At 48.6% G+C, this 16,836-nt stretch carries 11 protein-coding genes; 3 read left to right on the top strand and 8 right to left on the bottom strand.

What is annotated here, in order from left to right; all coding sequences use genetic code 11:
- The 4 genes from H141_RS21250 to H141_RS0117495 all read right to left on the bottom strand — a co-directional run.
- Positions 1 to 205, bottom strand: a 205-nt coding sequence (locus H141_RS21250) for a transposase domain-containing protein (RefSeq protein ID WP_019676476.1), incomplete at its 3' end; no start/stop codon positions are given.
- A 76-nt stretch (positions 206 to 281) separates the two neighbouring features.
- Positions 282 to 500, bottom strand: coding sequence for a PAS domain S-box protein (locus H141_RS0117505; RefSeq protein WP_019677590.1), 219 nt, complete (start codon positions 498 to 500; stop codon positions 282 to 284).
- A gap of 155 nt (positions 501 to 655) precedes the next feature.
- Positions 656 to 4,660: an alpha-1,6-glucosidase domain-containing protein gene (locus H141_RS0117500; protein ID WP_019677589.1), complete on the bottom strand. Its 4,005-nt coding sequence runs from the start codon at positions 4,658 to 4,660 to the stop codon at positions 656 to 658.
- A gap of 71 nt (positions 4,661 to 4,731) precedes the next feature.
- Positions 4,732 to 7,578, bottom strand: a complete 2,847-nt coding sequence (locus H141_RS0117495; protein WP_019677588.1) for a TonB-dependent receptor — start codon at positions 7,576 to 7,578, stop codon at positions 4,732 to 4,734.
- Between the two features lie 133 nt (positions 7,579 to 7,711).
- Between H141_RS0117495 and H141_RS21560 the strand changes: the two genes are divergently transcribed.
- Positions 7,712 to 7,855, top strand: a complete 144-nt coding sequence (locus H141_RS21560; protein WP_019677587.1) for a hypothetical protein — start codon at positions 7,712 to 7,714, stop codon at positions 7,853 to 7,855.
- 12 nt (positions 7,856 to 7,867) lie between these two features.
- Positions 7,868 to 9,295 (top strand): hypothetical protein, encoded by a 1,428-nt coding sequence (locus tag H141_RS0117485; protein ID WP_019677586.1) that lies wholly within the window; start codon positions 7,868 to 7,870, stop codon positions 9,293 to 9,295.
- Between the two features lie 131 nt (positions 9,296 to 9,426).
- Here H141_RS0117485 and H141_RS0117480 read toward each other — a convergent pair whose 3' ends face one another.
- Both H141_RS0117480 and H141_RS0117475 read right to left on the bottom strand, forming a co-directional pair.
- A complete protein-coding gene (locus tag H141_RS0117480) occupies positions 9,427 to 9,675 on the bottom strand; it encodes an HP1242/YdcH family protein (protein WP_019677585.1) in 249 nt (82 codons plus the stop codon).
- A gap of 109 nt (positions 9,676 to 9,784) precedes the next feature.
- Positions 9,785 to 10,222, bottom strand: a complete 438-nt coding sequence (locus tag H141_RS0117475) for an OsmC family protein (protein ID WP_019677584.1) — start codon at positions 10,220 to 10,222, stop codon at positions 9,785 to 9,787.
- A 348-nt stretch (positions 10,223 to 10,570) separates the two neighbouring features.
- On the opposite strand from H141_RS0117475, the gene H141_RS0117470 reads away from it, so the two are divergent.
- A complete protein-coding gene (locus H141_RS0117470) occupies positions 10,571 to 11,854 on the top strand; it encodes a pectin acetylesterase-family hydrolase (protein WP_026349536.1) in 1,284 nt (427 codons plus the stop codon).
- 135 nt (positions 11,855 to 11,989) lie between these two features.
- On the opposite strand, the gene H141_RS0117465 is transcribed toward H141_RS0117470, so the two are convergent.
- Together H141_RS0117465 and H141_RS0117460 are read right to left on the bottom strand one after the other, a co-directional pair.
- A complete protein-coding gene (locus H141_RS0117465; RefSeq protein WP_019677582.1) occupies positions 11,990 to 13,480 on the bottom strand; it encodes a tryptophan halogenase family protein in 1,491 nt (496 codons plus the stop codon).
- Positions 13,481 to 13,626: 146 nt separating this feature from the next.
- Complete coding sequence (locus H141_RS0117460) at positions 13,627 to 16,512, bottom strand: TonB-dependent receptor (protein ID WP_019677581.1); 2,886 nt, start codon at positions 16,510 to 16,512, stop codon at positions 13,627 to 13,629.
- Positions 16,513 to 16,836: the final 324 nt, after the last annotated feature.

Below are 16,836 nucleotides of genomic sequence, written 5' to 3'. Positions count from 1 at the left end.
TTATCGATATATTACGGAACAGAGCCATTCCCAATACGGCCCATACCATTTGCTCCATAGGCAGCCGACGGGTCCGGATGGTTGATACGCCTGCAATACCAAGTCCTGTCTCAATAAGTGCAGGGTCTAGAACATCCGACAGACTGTCGAAACTAATGGTATGGCTGTTTACTAAAACGGTCTCAAGAGCTTGGCTAATGTGCATAAAAAAGGCCTACAGGGTTTATTCTGTAAGCCTTTATATACCAGCCCTTGGATCGGTCAACCGATCTGAAAAACTCTTATCTGATCGGCATTAGGTGATGTGCACCTTTTATTTCACTTGCGGTATAGCCTGTTAACGAAAGAAATAGTTGATTAGCATCAATTATTTCGCCTCCGGGCGTAAACTCGATGTAACCTACATTTGTACGAATAGCGAGGAGATTATTGCTATGTGCTTCAATCATTTCAGATTGCATGGCGACTTTTTCTGTAAGTGCCTTATTTTGTCCGAACATCAGCGTAGCCTCCTAAAAACTATCCGGGTTAATACCTTTCAGTCGCAACTAATACAAACCTACTTATTGTAATACAGCATATCCAATGTATTAGATTTTTAATTAAAAACAAAAAAGCTGCAGACTGGCTGCAGCTTTTTTATTGGGTTACCTGCTTATTGTTTGGTAACCGTCAGCTCTGGTGTTTCAGTTAACGTAGCATCCAACAGAAACTTATACACCGCGTCATCGGCAAAGTTCATATTAAGGTTGTCGTTACTTCCTTCAATACGTAGTGGTGCGCCCTCTGTTACCGTTGCACCGGCAGCACCAGCGCCCATATTTACTGTGGCCCAGTCGCTGGACGCTACTTTAAACTCATAGCTGCCTGCCGTAATGCTGATATCCACGCTATACAGGTTAGCCCCCAGATACTCAAAGGCATCGGCTTCACCCCAACCATTCATACCGCCACGCAGGAAGACCGTAGTAGAACCATAAGGTACATACTCGCTGACGGTCAGCGTAGGTGCTGACGGGTTTACCGCATTTAAAGTAAATACATAAGCGGAGGTGCTTGGTATGTCTATGCGCAGGTTGTCATTACTTGGCTCAATAACAATAGGCGTCTCAACCGCAACCTGGTTACCCGCTGCACCTGCCCCCAGGTTAACCGTAGACCAGTCACCTGACGCAACTTTAAACTCGTAGCTACCCGCATCTATATTTAGTGTGGCAGTGTAAATACCGGCACCAGCATAGTTGAACGCATCGGCCTCACCCCAGCCATTCATTCCACCGCGAACAAACACGGTAGTGGCCTGGTACGGAGGAATATCCGGTGCACCCAGAGTAGCATCCGCCGCTAAGCCAGCACCCTGATCACCCATCTGCGCTTTAACAAATACCGCCATACTATAGGCTGGCACGGTAAAGGTGCCTTCATTGGTACCTGCAGTGAAGCTGGCCATCGCCACAGTGCTATCTGCAGAAGCCTGTTGCATCGGATGCAGGTCAAAACCGGTAGCGGTGCGAACAGTATGCGACTGCTCCTGCGGGCTGCCGTTAATCATCACCACTAAGGCGTCATGCATAGGGTCCAGGTCAGTCAGGCCAGTGCCATCGTCAATTGACATAACGATAACGCCCTGAGTCTGATTACTACCGATATTATGGAAACCAACCCGGTCCATTACATCCTGCGCCGTTGTTAAGCGGAACAATGGGCTGCCACTGCGAATTGCCAGGAACTCAGCAAACACGTCGGAAGCAAACATAATATCGGTATCAGTTACCTGAGTATTAGGGTTCAGGAATAAAGCGGCAATGCTGTCCCAGTTATCCCGGTTTTTCTCGGCAGTCGGCAAGCCCACAGCCCAGTTGTTGGTTTGCATGGTGAAATCAACCAGGTTGAACCAGTCGCCTGAATCATAGCTGTCACGGTCCATAGATTTCGAGCGCAGGAAGTCGCCACCCATTTGCAAAAACGGGATACCCTGGCTCATCAGCGGGATAGCAATGGCCATATTTTGCGCCCGTACCCGCTCCATTACACTCAGGGTTGCCGGTAAACGGCTTTGCAGAATATCCCACAGCGTTTCGTTATCGTGCTTAGAGACATAGTTAATCACATCTGCCGGATCTTCAGCATAACCTGCCGCCTGACCATTCCAGTTGGCACTGGACGCCGGGCCGGTAATATCCCGATAGTTTTTCAGGACATAGTCTTTTAAAGTACCGGCTAAGCTGATCCGGATAATATCCTGCTCAGCCAGATTACCATCATCATTTACACCACTGAAAATGGCAGCACTGCGCACACCCTCGCGAATGCGGTCGTTAAAACTGCCCACTTCGCTGCCGGCCATATCCTGTTGTTTGGCCTGAGTAAATAAACGGTTGTTGGCCACTTCGCCAAAGTTCCAGCCTTCACCGTAGAAGTAGGTGTTAGCATCAACAGCCCGCACCGCTTCACGCGCGGCTAACAGGTTATCTTTCGGGTGATGGCCCATAATGTCGAAGCGGAAGTCGTTAAAGCCAAAGTCGCGGGCTAAAATAACTAACGAGTCTTTAATAAACTTGTCGAACATTTTATGTTCAGTCGCGGTGTTTTCGCAGCAGGTAGAACGCTCGATATTACCGCTGACTTCGTTATAACGGTGGTAATAGCCCGGCACCAGTTTATCGAATACCGAGTTATCAAACAGGCCAGAGCTACTGGTATGGTTGTATACCACGTCCAGCGCTACCCGCAAGCCAATGTCGTTTAACGCTTTAACCATGGCCCGCACTTCTTTAATCCGCACCGCACCTTCTGGATCAGAGGCATAACTGCCCTCTACCGCAATAAAGTGATGTGGGTCGTAGCCCCAGTTAAAGCCATCAATCCGGCGGATAGACTCAACCAATGCCTGAGCATCATCACTGTATGGCAGATAGCCTTCCAGTAATGACAACAAGGTAGCATTAGCACTTTCCACGCCACAGACCGGTGCATCGGCATTCAACGCACACAGCTGTGCTACGGTGTCGGTTAAGTTAATCCGGCGGTTAGCACGCTCTTCAATATTGGCCTGATCGTTTAACGGCAACACATGAAAGTGAGTTAAGCCATTATCAGCCAGTTTTTTCAGATGGCTTACCGGCGCCGACTCCATTTCCGTAAACGCCAGATACTTACCCCGGTTAGCGGCACTGGTGCTCATATCGCGAATACTGAAATCGCGGACATGACCTTCGTAAATCACAATATCTTCCGGGTTAGCCACCACCGGCACATTACGCTCACTCCAGCCCTCTGGCGCTAAATCGGCATCTGCCAGATTGACAAACTGGCTGTAACGGCCATTGGTAGAAACACTGACTGAATAAGGGTCGGTGCTTTCAATGGTTTCCACTGCCCGGGTTAACGGGTGGTATACGGTCACTTCATAGCGATAAAACTTACGGTCCAGCGCACTGCTGGCAGCACTGTACGACCAGACACCGGTTTGCTCGTCCAGGCTCATCGGATGGCTGGCGGTCAGGGTTTTATCGGCGTTGTACACTTTTAAGGTCATGCTGCGGGCGGTCGGGCCCCATACGGCGGCAGTAATATTACTGTCGCTATAATGCACACCTAAACTGGCGTCCAGTGCGCTGTTATCACCACTGGCGTACAAGGCATCCAGCACCTTGGCTACCTGAACATAACTGGCGGCAACCAGCTCACCATCGCTGTTATAAGCCGCCAGTGCCAGCTGGTTTTTGGCCATGGCTTTGGCTTCAGCGGTATCGAAGTCAACACTGAACGCGGCAGCATTGGCCAGGTGTGGCACCAGAGCTTTTTGCTCATCGCTCAGCTCAACCGGGGTCAGCTCAATATTGCTGCCTTCCAGCCGGTCATTATTGTTGACAGCCAGATCGGCATCCGCTGCATAGAACAACTTAACAACCGGTGCAGTATCGGCAACCGCGCTGTTCCAGATAAAGGTGTTGGTGTCTAGCCAGTGACCGGAAGCGCCCTGAATACTGACACCCAACGATAAAATCGGGAACTCAAATACGCCATTTACGCCGGAAAATACCCAGTTCATCCGGGCAAAATCCGGGTCATCCTGCGACAACGGCATTTTCATATCCGGGCCAGGATCTTTACCTGCATCATCGGTACCAATGTGGATAATAAAATTACCACAGGCTTCTGCCGTACCTGCATAGCCAGGTTTTAAATCCAGGATCCAGTACGCGCCATAATTCGGATCAACTCCGTCGTGGATCAGGCCATTCGACCAGGCCGCAGCAATTGACGATGGCTGATAAGCATCACAGGCTTCGTTGTTCCAGGTGTGCAGGCGATAACCATCGTAGGCATCGTCCTGTGGCCGGTTGTAAAATAATACCGCCTGGTTTTCACCGGCAAACACTACCGGATCTGGCGCATTCGGGTCGCGGCCACTGACACAACTTTCGTTGTTGGCATCAGGGAAGGTGCCGGTCGGGCAGGAAATGGGGGGCGGATCAATACAGGCACTGCCAGTAGCATTGGGTATTAACGGCACATTACAGGTTAACAGTACTTCGCCCGGTTCGGTTGAATCACCACAGCCTGCCAATACACTCACCGTAACAGCCAGCGCACTTAGTCTGAGCATCTTTTTCAAATTTAAAGGTATTGAATTAAACCTTTTTGTATTACGCATTGTTCAGTTACTCCAGATTATTCTGTTTCCCGTCACAGCGGGCCATGCCTGCGCTGTGACCTTATGCCGGGTTAAAACGAGTACACGGCGCCGACAAAGTACTGCCTGCCAAAAAACTGCAAGGTACCGGTTTGGGCCTGCTGGCCAAAATAACTTTTGGTCGGCTCGTCAGTCAGGTTATTTACCTGGAATAACAGCTTCAGGTTGTCGTTAAACTCGTAACCAAATTGCATATCAACTACCAGCTCACTATCAAAGTTAGTAATTTGTTCATCAATGCCAACCTGGCTGGAGACAAAGGGCGAGCGGTAACGGGCATTGACCCGGGCCTCTACCCCTTCGTGCTCCCAGAACAGGGTGCCGTTAAAGACATTCTTCGATAAGCCTTCAAAGGTGGTGGTTATTGCTTCCCCGCCGAGGGTGTTAATCAGTTCTACTTCACTTTCGGTATAGGAGTAACTGCCGCTGACGCCCAGGCCTGACCAGAAATCAGGTAAAAAGTCGAACACGTGGGTGTAAGCCAGTTCCAGGCCACGGATATAGCCACCGCGGTCGTTATTAACCGCCGTAGAAAAAGCGCCGTTAAAGGTAGTGCGCGGTACGCCATCTTCATTAACAATGACATCCGGCACGGCAAATCCTGCGCCGGCGAAGTCAAATTCCTGAATGGTAAAATCGTTGATAAAGTTTTGAATATCTTTATAAAACAATGCTGCGACTACGGCGCCACTGCCAAAATAATATTCATAGGATAAGTCGTACTGATTGGCTTCGAACGGCCGTAAAAACGGGCTGTTCGAGCTGGAACCATTAATTTCACCATCATCACTGATATTGATTGAGGTATTGGACGCCAGCCGGTTAATTGGTGGCCGCGAAATCACTTTGGCAGCGGCAAAACGCAGATAGGTGTTTTCAGTCAGGTTTAAATTTAAATTAATGCTGGGCAGGTAATGCGTGTATTTTTCACCCAGGATACTTTGCGCATACTGGTTATTAACCAGACCAGCTTCGTCGGTAATATTCTGGGCACCCCGCAATACATCACCACCAACATCGGTTAAATCAGTAGCAGATTGATCAGTAGTAACCCGCCGCACGCCGACATTACCGGTTAATGGCAAATCGAAAATTTCAGTATCCAGGTTAGCCATCAGGTAAGCGGCCAGCACATCTTCATATACCTCGCCACTTTGCAGTACTGACCAGCTGGTATCAGTATTAGAGGCCGGGTCGCGGTTAACCACGCCGACATTACCAGCACCCCAGGTTTGCACTGGCTGCGGTACCCCTTGCGGGAACCAGGCGCTCAGAGCTTTATCCAGGTCGATGGCCAGATAGCTGGGATAGTTGGCAAAGTCGCCTTTAAAATCGACCACTTTTGCCATATCTGCAGTTAAGCGCAGTGGCGGCTGCGAGTTTAAAAAAGCACCATCACTGCCATATTCAAATACTGAGCGATCATTGCTGTAGGTCCGCTCTGAATAACGCACTCCCACTTCAAAAGACCGGATGACTGGTAAATCGAGGTCGTAACTCAGATCCAGTTTTACAGCATTGACTTCATCGCTGTTAACAAAGGGGTAAATGCCGTACTTACTGACCATTACCCGGTCGATATCCGAAAAAGCATCAGCCTGATTAAAGCCAATGCTTGGCAGGTTCATGCCATTTAACAGGTACGAAATAGACACATTGGTATCAAACTGTGGTGTCGCCGCATTGGCATCTTCGGCCACCAGCGCCCATAGCAAACCGTTTCTGAAGTCGCTGCTGGCGGTGGAGTGCGATACGTCAAATACCAGGTTAGCACTATCATTAATATCCCAGTCAGCCGCAACCCCGAAACTTTTCACTTCGTCATAGTCGCGGTTATCGTCGTTAACAATTTCTACCCGGGTAAAACTTTGCGATGTGCGGTTAAAGGTGCCGCCAATCACCGAGCGGTTGTTCAATACCGGGTTGCCGACCACTGCCGCATCGCCGCCAAACTTAACCCTGAAACCGCGGGCAAATGACTCTTTATCAAACTGAGAAATAAACGCATCGGCTTTTAAACTAAAGGCATCGTGTGGTTGCCATTCAACAGACCCCAGATAACCATTGCGGGTTTCTTCGCCGCCTAAGTGCTGAATTTCAAAACCTTCACTGATAAATTCATTTTGCTCATCACCGGTTACATCTTTCTGGCCATTATAAGCCAGGCCGATAAACTGGGTAGCAACACTGGGTTGATACAAGCGGGCGTAGCCCAGAGCCAGGCCTAAGGTATTGTCCAGAAACTTACCCTGATAAGAAAAACTAAAGCGGTGGCCGGTATCCTGACCATCCGGCACTTCATCAGCGCGGTCGTTAAACATGCCACGAAGATTGACGTTAAAGCTGTGGTCTTTATCGTTCTGCAGCACACTGGTGGTTTTCAGCTCAACCGTACCGGCCACCCCGCCTTCAATTAACGAGGCCTTCGGTGATTTGTATACCGCTGCAGAATTAATTAACTCAGAGGGGTATTGATCAAACTCGATATTCCGCTTACCGCTGGTTGATACCTGCTCACGGCCGTTTAAGGTGGAAAATACAAAGCCACCTGACATACCCCGAATATTAATTTCAGCGGCCTGGCCGCCGGTGCGTACTGCCGAAATACCGGGCAAGCGGGTTAATGCATCGGCTATCGACACATCGGGCAATGCCCCTAAATCATCTGCTGAAATGGTTTCAGACACCACATCGCCAAAGCGCTTGCTGTCAAGTGAACGGAACAGGCTGCTGGCAAAGCCCCGTACCTGTATTACTTCAACCTGCTGCTCTTCGGCAGCGGGCTCTTCTGCTGGTGGCTGTTGCTGAGCAGCCGCCAACGAACTTAGCCCTGCTGTACTCACAGCAAGGCTAAGCAGACTAAGCTTAAACTTATTCATACTTTCGTCCCCGTTTTGTTTTTATTGTTGGTTGCGCTTTCCATGCAATTCGGACCAGCCGGTTCGGGCACGAAATAATGCAGCCATAATTGTTGTAAGGTTAGTTATTAACCTATTTGGGGCAACTGGCAATATGAATACGTATTCACAAGCGCTAAAATGGCGCAGCAGTCATTTGCCGGTAACCAAAATGGTGCAACCGGTTTCTGACTTCCCATTAGCGCAAACTCAGGCTATGTTAGCCAGCAAGAAGCTTTGCCAATTTGCTAAGCAATAAGGAAACCGTAAGGTGAAAAAAACTGCCAAAAGTTCGGTAATGGTGTACCGGCTGGAACGTTTGCTGGATGTACTGTACTCCGGCGAGCCCAACTGTTTTTTTCAGCGCAGCAAAGCGTTTTTTGCCAGTTACCGCCAGCAACAGACTGAACTGAAACAAGCAGAACATCGCTGGCAACAGTTGCAACAAGCCAGCAATGTCAGCCAGGCTGCAAAAAAGCAAGCCCGGCAGTATTACAGCGAATTACAGTATCAGGACGAACGGGCACGGCTGATGCGTTGGGCCGACTTACAAATGCTGGCCGAGCAGCTGTTGAAGTTGTCAGAGGGCGAAAGCAACAGTGAAACCCTGGCATTCAGTGCCCGTTTACTGGGGTGTCTGCAAATTATGGTGCCTACCGCTAAACGCCAGCGGGAACTGGTGCAGTTTGCCTATAAACCACTATACCGGGCTGTGCTGAGCCTGCGCTTGCTGGATCACTTACTGGCCCAGCAGTTGCTCGACGAGCCGGCACTGGTCAGCCATTACCAGCTGCGTAACCGCCAGGCACCGGACGACTGCCCGTACCGGCAGCATGTGCAATTACCAATAGTGATGGCAGTTTTGTTGCAGGATATCGGCCTGCTGCACCCTGAGGCACTGGGCATTGTTCAGGGTGAATTAGCCCAGTTCGACCCGGACCGGCCGTTGAATCTGGACGAGCGCGAGCGGCTGTTAAAAGTGAGCAGCGAAGCCAGCCTGGCATTGTTACAGCAGGGTTTTGGCATTGCGCCGTACAAAGGCAATGATAAAATTGAGCGCGAACAGTACTTTGCCGCCCAGCAACAACGTTTGCACTGGCTTAGCCAGCTGTTGCAGCTGAAACCCGCTGATAAAACCCTGTTTGGCGGTTTGCTAAAAGTGCCACAGGTGTATGCATCTATCGTATTGCCGGGCCGGCAACGTTTTAACTATGCGCTATTACCCAAAGCGGCATTGTTAATGCGCGAGGGCGCGAAAAAGAACGAATACAATGGTCTGCTGGTCGATCAGCTGCTGCGGATAACCGGTTTATTTCCACAAGGTTATGGCGTGGTATTTACCCCGCTCGGTGCGGATAATCAACCGCAGGACCGCTATGAATTTGCCATTGTTAACGGCCTGTACCCACAAAAGCCAGAGCAGCCGAATTGCCGGGTAGTCAGTCGCCAGCAGCAGTACCGCAACACCGGGCTGGATATCAGCCTGCAAACCGATTACAACCTGTACTTTAAAGCCGCCCGCGAGCGGCTGGCTGTATTGCCGGAGCATCGGTTAAAGGCGCTACTGAACGCCTTGTATCAGGATGGTGAGGAGCGTTACCTCAGAAAACTACTGCCCCGCTGCTGGCAGCCAGAGCAGTTTTTCACTGAGCCGGCCCACCAGAATTTGTGGCAAAACGCCACGATGAAGCAAAACTAGTATTTTATGCCCAGCTTTTAGATGTTTAACAGCGACGCTGCAAGACGCGCGTGGCGAAAATACCAGGTACTTCTAATAAAAAATCGCTGATGGCGAAAGCCAATCAGCGATTTTTATTAAGTTCGGGTAAATTAAGCAGTAAGCTCTTTTTGAATCATTTCAAACAGCTGGTCTTTTAGCAGCAGTCTTTGCTTCTTGCGTTGCTCCAGATGATCATCTGACGTGGCTTCCACGCCGGTTTCAATGCGCCGTACTTCATGATCAATCTCATGATACTCATCAAATAAACGGGCGAAATGATGATTTTCCATTTTCAAGGTATGAATCAACTCTTTGTGCTCTGGCAATTCATGAATTAAATCGTGCTTTTCGTTTAACATTAACAGTACCCCTGACGGTATGTGTTGGTGATGCCACTACTTTAACGCAAAGCCAGCGCCCATGGACTGATCCAGATCAACAGAGCTCTGCCCGGGCAAAAAGCTGAAACTAATTACCGTCAAAGGACATAATATCCAGCGTAGTGTCGCAGTTCAGTAACCTGGAAATCGGGCAGGTTAACTTTGCTTCAACTGCGGCTTTTTCAAAATCTTCACCACTTATACCTGGTACTTTGGCGTCTAACTTGATTTCAGATTTGGTGATGGTAAAACCGTCGCCGTCTTTAACCAGAGTGATGCTGGCTTTGGAATTTAAAGACCCTTTGCTGTAGCCAAGCTTAGCCAGACCGAACGATAACGCCATGGTAAAACAAGAAGCATGCGCGGCGGCAATTTGCTCCTCGGGGTTGGTGCCTTCTTTATCTTCAAACCGGGTATTAAAACCGTAAGGTTGGTCTTTCAGTGCGCCTGACTGGGTGGAAACATGTCCTTTACCATCTTTGCCCAGGCCTTCATATTTGGCTGTTGCCCAATTGATAATTGCCATGTCGTTCTCCTTTTATTGCTAACAGCAGTGTGTTTTATTTCGACTATCTTCAGCGCCACTATGACACTGACACCTTAATGATAGTCAGCAAAAGCTGTTCCACTTTGCGCAGGCTACGCCAGCACTATGTTTAGCCTGATCTGGCTTCGGCTGGCATGGTAAGTAGTTCACGCTGGCAGCGCTAAATTGTAAAAATTTCCGGCCGAGTCTAAATATCAGCGCTGTGCAGAGCCAGAGCTTCCACCCCACTAAATTTAACAAATGTTAGTTGTTTATTCATAAAGTTAAACTATCTTTTAATCGAGGCAATAACGCCCGGCAATTCTTAATATTGAAATGGACGCTGATATGAAAAGAACTTTATGGCTTGTTGCAGTATTATCTTTAAACATTGTAACGGCTGGTGCGCAGGGCAAAACCGGATCATCTGAGTGGCAAGTGATCCCGGTGGATGCCCAAATGGACATAACTGATGATCAGGGCATCAGTAAAACTATTAATCCGGGCTGTGCTTTTGACACAGTACCAAACCCGGTTAGCGGCGAACCGCTGGATAACGCATTTCACTTTTACTTTAAACAAGGCAAAAGTAAAAACCTGCTGGTTTATTTCAATGGTGGTGGTGCTTGCTGGAATGATGCAACCTGTGTTGCCTCGCTGGCTCTGGCTGGTGTGCCCGCAGCCCGCCCGGCTTATAACCCTTCAATATTGGCCGAAAATTCGCCGATAGACGCAGGCGGAATTTTTAACGATAACGAAAAAGATAACCCATTCAAAGACTGGAGTAAGGTATTTATTCCTTATTGTACCGGTGATATTCACATTGGATCGGTTGATACGGTGTATACAGATGCAGACGGCTCTATCACCGGCTATCCAGGTGCTCCGCTAACCGTTAAACACCGGGGTTTTGACAATTTTATGGCCGTCAGAGAATGGTTGAAACAAAATTTAGATGGTAAAAAACAGAAAAAAATTAACAAGCTCTTAGTAACGGGTTCCAGCGCCGGTGGTTATGGTGCCACCTTAAATTTCCCTTATTTACAGGCTGCCTTCCCCAAAGCAGATAGCGCGTTATTTGCCGATGCTTCAGAGGCTATAGTAACCCAGGGTTTCATTGATAACGTGTTTGATTTCGATAAGGTCTGGAATGTGGAAGCAAGCCTGCCTTTGCTGTTTAGTGAAGCATTAACGACTTATTCCGCACTGGATTTTAACTCTGCCATTTTCACAAAATTAAGTGAGGCCTACCCGCAAAGTCGATTCGCGCAATACACGACGCAATTCGATTGGGTGCAAGTGCAGTTTCTAAAAATGATGGACCAAAATGATCTGGGTAACAGCAATCCTTTCTCCTGGGGATTAAACGAGTCTGACTATTTATACTTCGCCGAGTGGAATGCCAGAATGGAAGCGACATTAGCCTTTTTATCTGAAACAACAACCAACTATCAGTACTATATTGGCAGCGGCAATATCCATACTATCCTGACAGATGCCTTTGCCACGCCAGACATGCCTCACCCGTTTTATCAGGAGCAAAGTGCAGCAAATGTGAAATTTACAAAATGGTTAGAACGTTTTGTAAAGTCAGGTAAATTTAAAGCGCAAAGCGTTAAGTATTCAGACTGAGTTTGCCAGGGCCAGCCAGTATCAGGAAACCATCTGCAAGCAGTGGGGAAAGTACGGTTTCCTGATGACAATGGCTGGCTAAATTTTTGATTTTATTTTTTTAGTTGTAAACAGTACTTTTTAATCCTCAGATGGTTAACTGCGGCTTAGCATGGTTTCAATATAGGTATCGTGATCCGGCAGCTTACTTAGTGGTTCCTGCTTAATGGCCTGAATATTGGCCAGCATCTCGCGCAGTTTTTCCGGGCTGAAATTATCGGCGATAGGGTGGTAATCTTTTGGTTCAATACCCTGGCCTAACATGACCTGCAGCCAGGAGCTTTCCAGAAATAAATCGTTTTGCTCACGGAACAGCTGGCCGTTATCGGCGAATATGGCCATTTTCTGGCGCAGACTGTCGGGAATAGCTAACTGCTGCATATCGCGCCAGAACTGGCTGTCGCTGCGCTGATTAACGTGGTAGTGCAAAATCAGAAAATCGCGGATTTGAGTATATTCCAGCTCTGATTGCCGGTTATATTCATTGACAGCACTCTGACAAATGCCATTGTGCGGAAACAACTGGATCAACCGTACAACGGCTGACTGGATCAGGTGAATACTGGTTGACTCCAGCGGTTCTAAAAAGCCACTGGCCAGCCCCACAGCCACCACATTACGTTGCCATTGCTGACGGCGACGACCGGTTTTAAAACGAATAAACTTTGGCTCGGCCAGCGCTTTATGCTCTAAGTTAGCCAGCAGTAAATCACTGGCCTGCTCGTCGGTATAGTGCGAGCTGCTATACACCAGGCCATTGCCATTGCGATGCTGCAGCGGAATACGCCATTGCCAGCCGGCGCTGTGGGCAATAGAGCGGGTGTACGGCACGGTTTTTTCAAAGCGCTCTGATGGCACGGCTACCGCCCGATCGCACGGTAAAAAGTGGCTCCAGTCGTCATAGCCGGCGTTGAGTTTGTCCTGAATAAGCAAACCACGAAAGCCTGAGCAGTCGATAAATAAATCGCCACTAAGCTCGCGGCCATCTTCCAGCACCAGGCATTTAATATCACCGTTGGTGTGCTGAAATACCTGCTGCACTTTACCTTCATGGCGCACCACGCCCATTTGCTCGCTAAGCTTTCTTAAGTAGCGGGCATACAGGCCAGCATCAAAGTGATAGGCGTACGGCAGTTCCAGGATGCTGTCTTTGGCGTTGATTGGCGCAAACTTGCCTGCCATGGCGCACAGGTAGTTCAAATCGTATTGCCATAAATCGGTTTTATCGCCCTGCTGGCGCGCCCGCAGCCACAAATGATGAAAATGACAAAATGCCAGGCTTTTGCCCGGGGCACCAAAGGTATGAAAATACCCTTCGCCAGGTACCCGCCAGTTATCAAATTTAATCGCCAGCTTTATCGTCGCTTTGGTTTCACGTAAAAACTCGGCTTCATTAATGCCCATCACATTATTAAATAACCGAATAGGCGGTATTGTAGCTTCTCCGACACCGACGGTACCGATGTCTTCTGACTCCACCAATTCAATATCGACCGCACTGGCCAACACTTTTTTCAGCAACGCTGCTGCCATCCAGCCGGCAGTACCGCCGCCTAATACCACTACCTTCTTTACTGCATTTGTCATATTTCAGTACTCAAAAAAAACCCGGCCCTTAAACCAGGCCGGGCTTTTACCAGGGAGAACCTGTTCTGCCAATAGCCCGGCTTGCTAATTACTATAGCAGGTCGGGCCTGGCAGAATTATCAGAACTTACTTCTCAAACTTAAGCATCAAAACTTATAGTTCAGACCTAACATAAAGTTCCGGCCAAAACTCTGATAATCCGTAACCTGACGGGCATCGGCGCCGTTGGTTCTTAAGGTTGGCTCATCAGTAATGTTTTGCACCTGGAAGGTTACCCGCAAGCCGTCAAGTCCTTCAATGTTAGATTCACTGAAGTCATAACCAAGTTGCGCATCCCACAGCTCAGCACCGCGGTCTTCAATGGTAGCCAGTGACAAACTTAAACCACGGGTTTCGCTTAAGAACTCATCACGCTTGGTGCCGGAAATCCGGAACTCAAAGCCCTTGTACTCGTAGTAAGCAGTTAAGGTATAGATTTCATTAGATAAGCCCGGCACCTTGCCGCCTTCAGGAGTGCCGTTATCCAACTTGCCATCCATAAAGGTTGCGCTGGCGACAACACCAAAACCATCTAACGCTTCATGAACAATTTCGAACGGTACGCTGGCCTGGAATTCGTAACCACGCACAAAGCCCTGTAAGCCATCTGTTACCTGCGAAATACCGCCAACAAATAATAATGGCTCCTGCGGTACGCCATTATTTTCCTCACCAGACGTTTGGTGAAAGCCTGGAATATAAACATTCGAGAAATCGGCAATTACCGTTTCATTACGGTGCCAGTTTTTCAGATCCTTAAAGAAGAAACTAACAGCAACAAAACCGTTGTCGTGATAGTAATTCTCATAAGCTAAATCAAACTGATTGGCCTCTAACGGTTTTAACCGGGTATTACCGGAGTTACCACCCCAGGGGCTGTTTTCCGGGTCACTGCTGCGAATATTAGCATCATTGAACTGGAAGGTAACCTGGGCATTTGGCCGCATATCATCCATCCGCGGCCGGCTGATGACTTTAGACAACGCAGTACGCACGTATTGACGGTCTGCCACTTCAACACTTAAGTTTAAGGTTGGTAAAATATCGGTGTAACTGTCGCTGTCACTAACAGGGGTGGCCACGGTAAAACCCTGGGCATTACTGGTAGTACTAAAACCGTCGCCACTTTGCTTGGCGTTTACCACTTGCAAGCCAAAGTTACCCTGCACCATCATGCCTGCCACTTCGGTGTTTAAATCAAACTTAGCAAAGGCGGTTGTCAGCTCTTCATCAATTTTGTAAGTATCGCCAAAACGACCGTTCTCCAGCAGGGCGGCGTCAGTTTCAATGTAGTAACCGCTGTTGTATAAGCCTAAGCTGTCGTACGCGGTAACACCAGCAATGCCAATAAAGCTTAAATCGGCTACACCTAATGGGTTAGGGATAGCCACATCACCCGGCCAACTTGGCGCGGTTAAAAATGCACCGTTGTTAATCTTGGTTTTTGAACGTTCCTGATACACCAGGCCGGTTTCAACGCCAGTAATAATGCCCCAGTTTACAAAGCCATTAAATTGCAGACGAAGACTATCTAAAGTTTCTTCAAATACCGGTTGGTTAACAAAACCATCCTGTGCAGTGCTCGGGCCAAAACCATTCTGCTCTTGGAATCGTTCGATAGGGTTTAACGCACCACCCCAGGCTTGCGGCCCGGCTAAACGCATCAGACTGGCATCGGTATAATCTACTGATGGCAGAGTCGGATGGTCACTATACATCACACCAGTTGGCGTCATAGTCCAGCTTCGGGCAGCCAATGGCCGACCATCAATACCAGCGCGACCCACACCAGAGTAACTTTCTACGTCGGTAATGGTTTTTTCTACTTTACCGCTGGAAATGTCCAGCTGTGCAGTCCAGTCGTCGCTCAGCTCATACTCAAGGTTTAAGCCAAACGTCATTAAGTCGGCTTCCTGGCTACGAGCGTCGTTACGCACTACTGAGTAAAAACCATCATAATAACCAGAGGTTACCAGACCGTTTTCAACGCCGGTAATGGTGTAATCGCCAGTACCCCACTCAGCGCCACCTTCTTCCAGACCACGACGTACGTCGTTTTCGGTAAAGTCGATATACAAGGCGTCGAACTTTAAGGTCAGTTTGTCAGTTGGCGTATATTCAATAATGGCGGCGAACGAGTCACGCTCCAGCATCGCCGAACGGGTGAATGAGTCATGACCACCTAGTACTACCGTACCTGCTGGTACATTTACCGTATCAGAATTACGCCGATCATTAATAAAATCACCGTTATCATCAAGACTTAAATTAACGCCGGCATAACCCCAACCGCGGAACTGCTGCTCCTGGCGTGGCGTTTCCATTGATGATACAACCAGCGCTACGCCGACGGTATCATCTAAAAACTTGTCGACAAAGTTAATTGAGAAACGGTGACCTTTGTTATCAAAATCCGGGTTGCCGGCAGAGTAGTCATTTTGCTCAAAGTTAGCGTTAAACGTCAGGGTTGATTCAGCTGTTAATGGCCGAATAGTTTGTAAGTCGATGGTGCCACCGATGCCTTGAGCCATAACAGTCGCGTCTGGCGTTTTATACACCACAGCAGTAGAAACGATTTCTGACGGATACAGATCGTATTCCACACCACGGTTGTCACCCATACCTAACAGCTCACGGCCGTTTAATGAGGTGCCAACGTAGTTTTCATTAAAGCCACGTACCGACAAACCGCTGGTACGGCCATTGCGGCGCTCACCGGCCAGGCCAGGTAAACGCGCCAGCGATTCAGCAATACTGGTGTCTGGCAGCTTACCGATGTCTTCTGCCGATAAAACCTCAACCACAGAGCTTTCGCTCATTTTTATCGCTTGCGCTTTTTGCAGGCTACCGCGATAACCTGTTACCGCAATAACTTCGATATCGTCTTGCTTTGCTTGCTCGCGGGCGTCAGCAGTTTGCTGTGCCATGGCGGCAGAACTGGCGCCGGCTGCGATCAGCGCGACAGTCAGCATATTCAGTTTAAAATTTTTCATTACCCTTTATCCCCGGTGTGATTGTTATTTTGTGGTAGTTGCTGTCGCCTGAATTTTTTAACCATTCATCGGTGAAAGCTTACCAACCAACTTTTACTATGCTCATTTATTAAACTTATTCGGGCTAGAGCTCAACATGAATACGTATTCATAAGCCCGTTATTGCACAATGCCGGGGCAAAGCGGTTAATCTGCGCACAAATGTGGTGCGGGCCTTGTGTATAAAGCGACCAACCTGGCAATCAACCACTGGTTTTATTGCTGGCTACGCCTGAAAACCAAGCTACCGACAAGCTTTTCCGACAAGGCATTTACGGCTATTTT

Source organism: Arsukibacterium perlucidum DSM 18276 (genome assembly GCF_000382165.1).
Lineage (GTDB): Bacteria > Pseudomonadota > Gammaproteobacteria > Enterobacterales > Alteromonadaceae > Alishewanella > Alishewanella perlucidum.
This window is presented reverse-complemented; position numbering and strand designations above follow the sequence as displayed.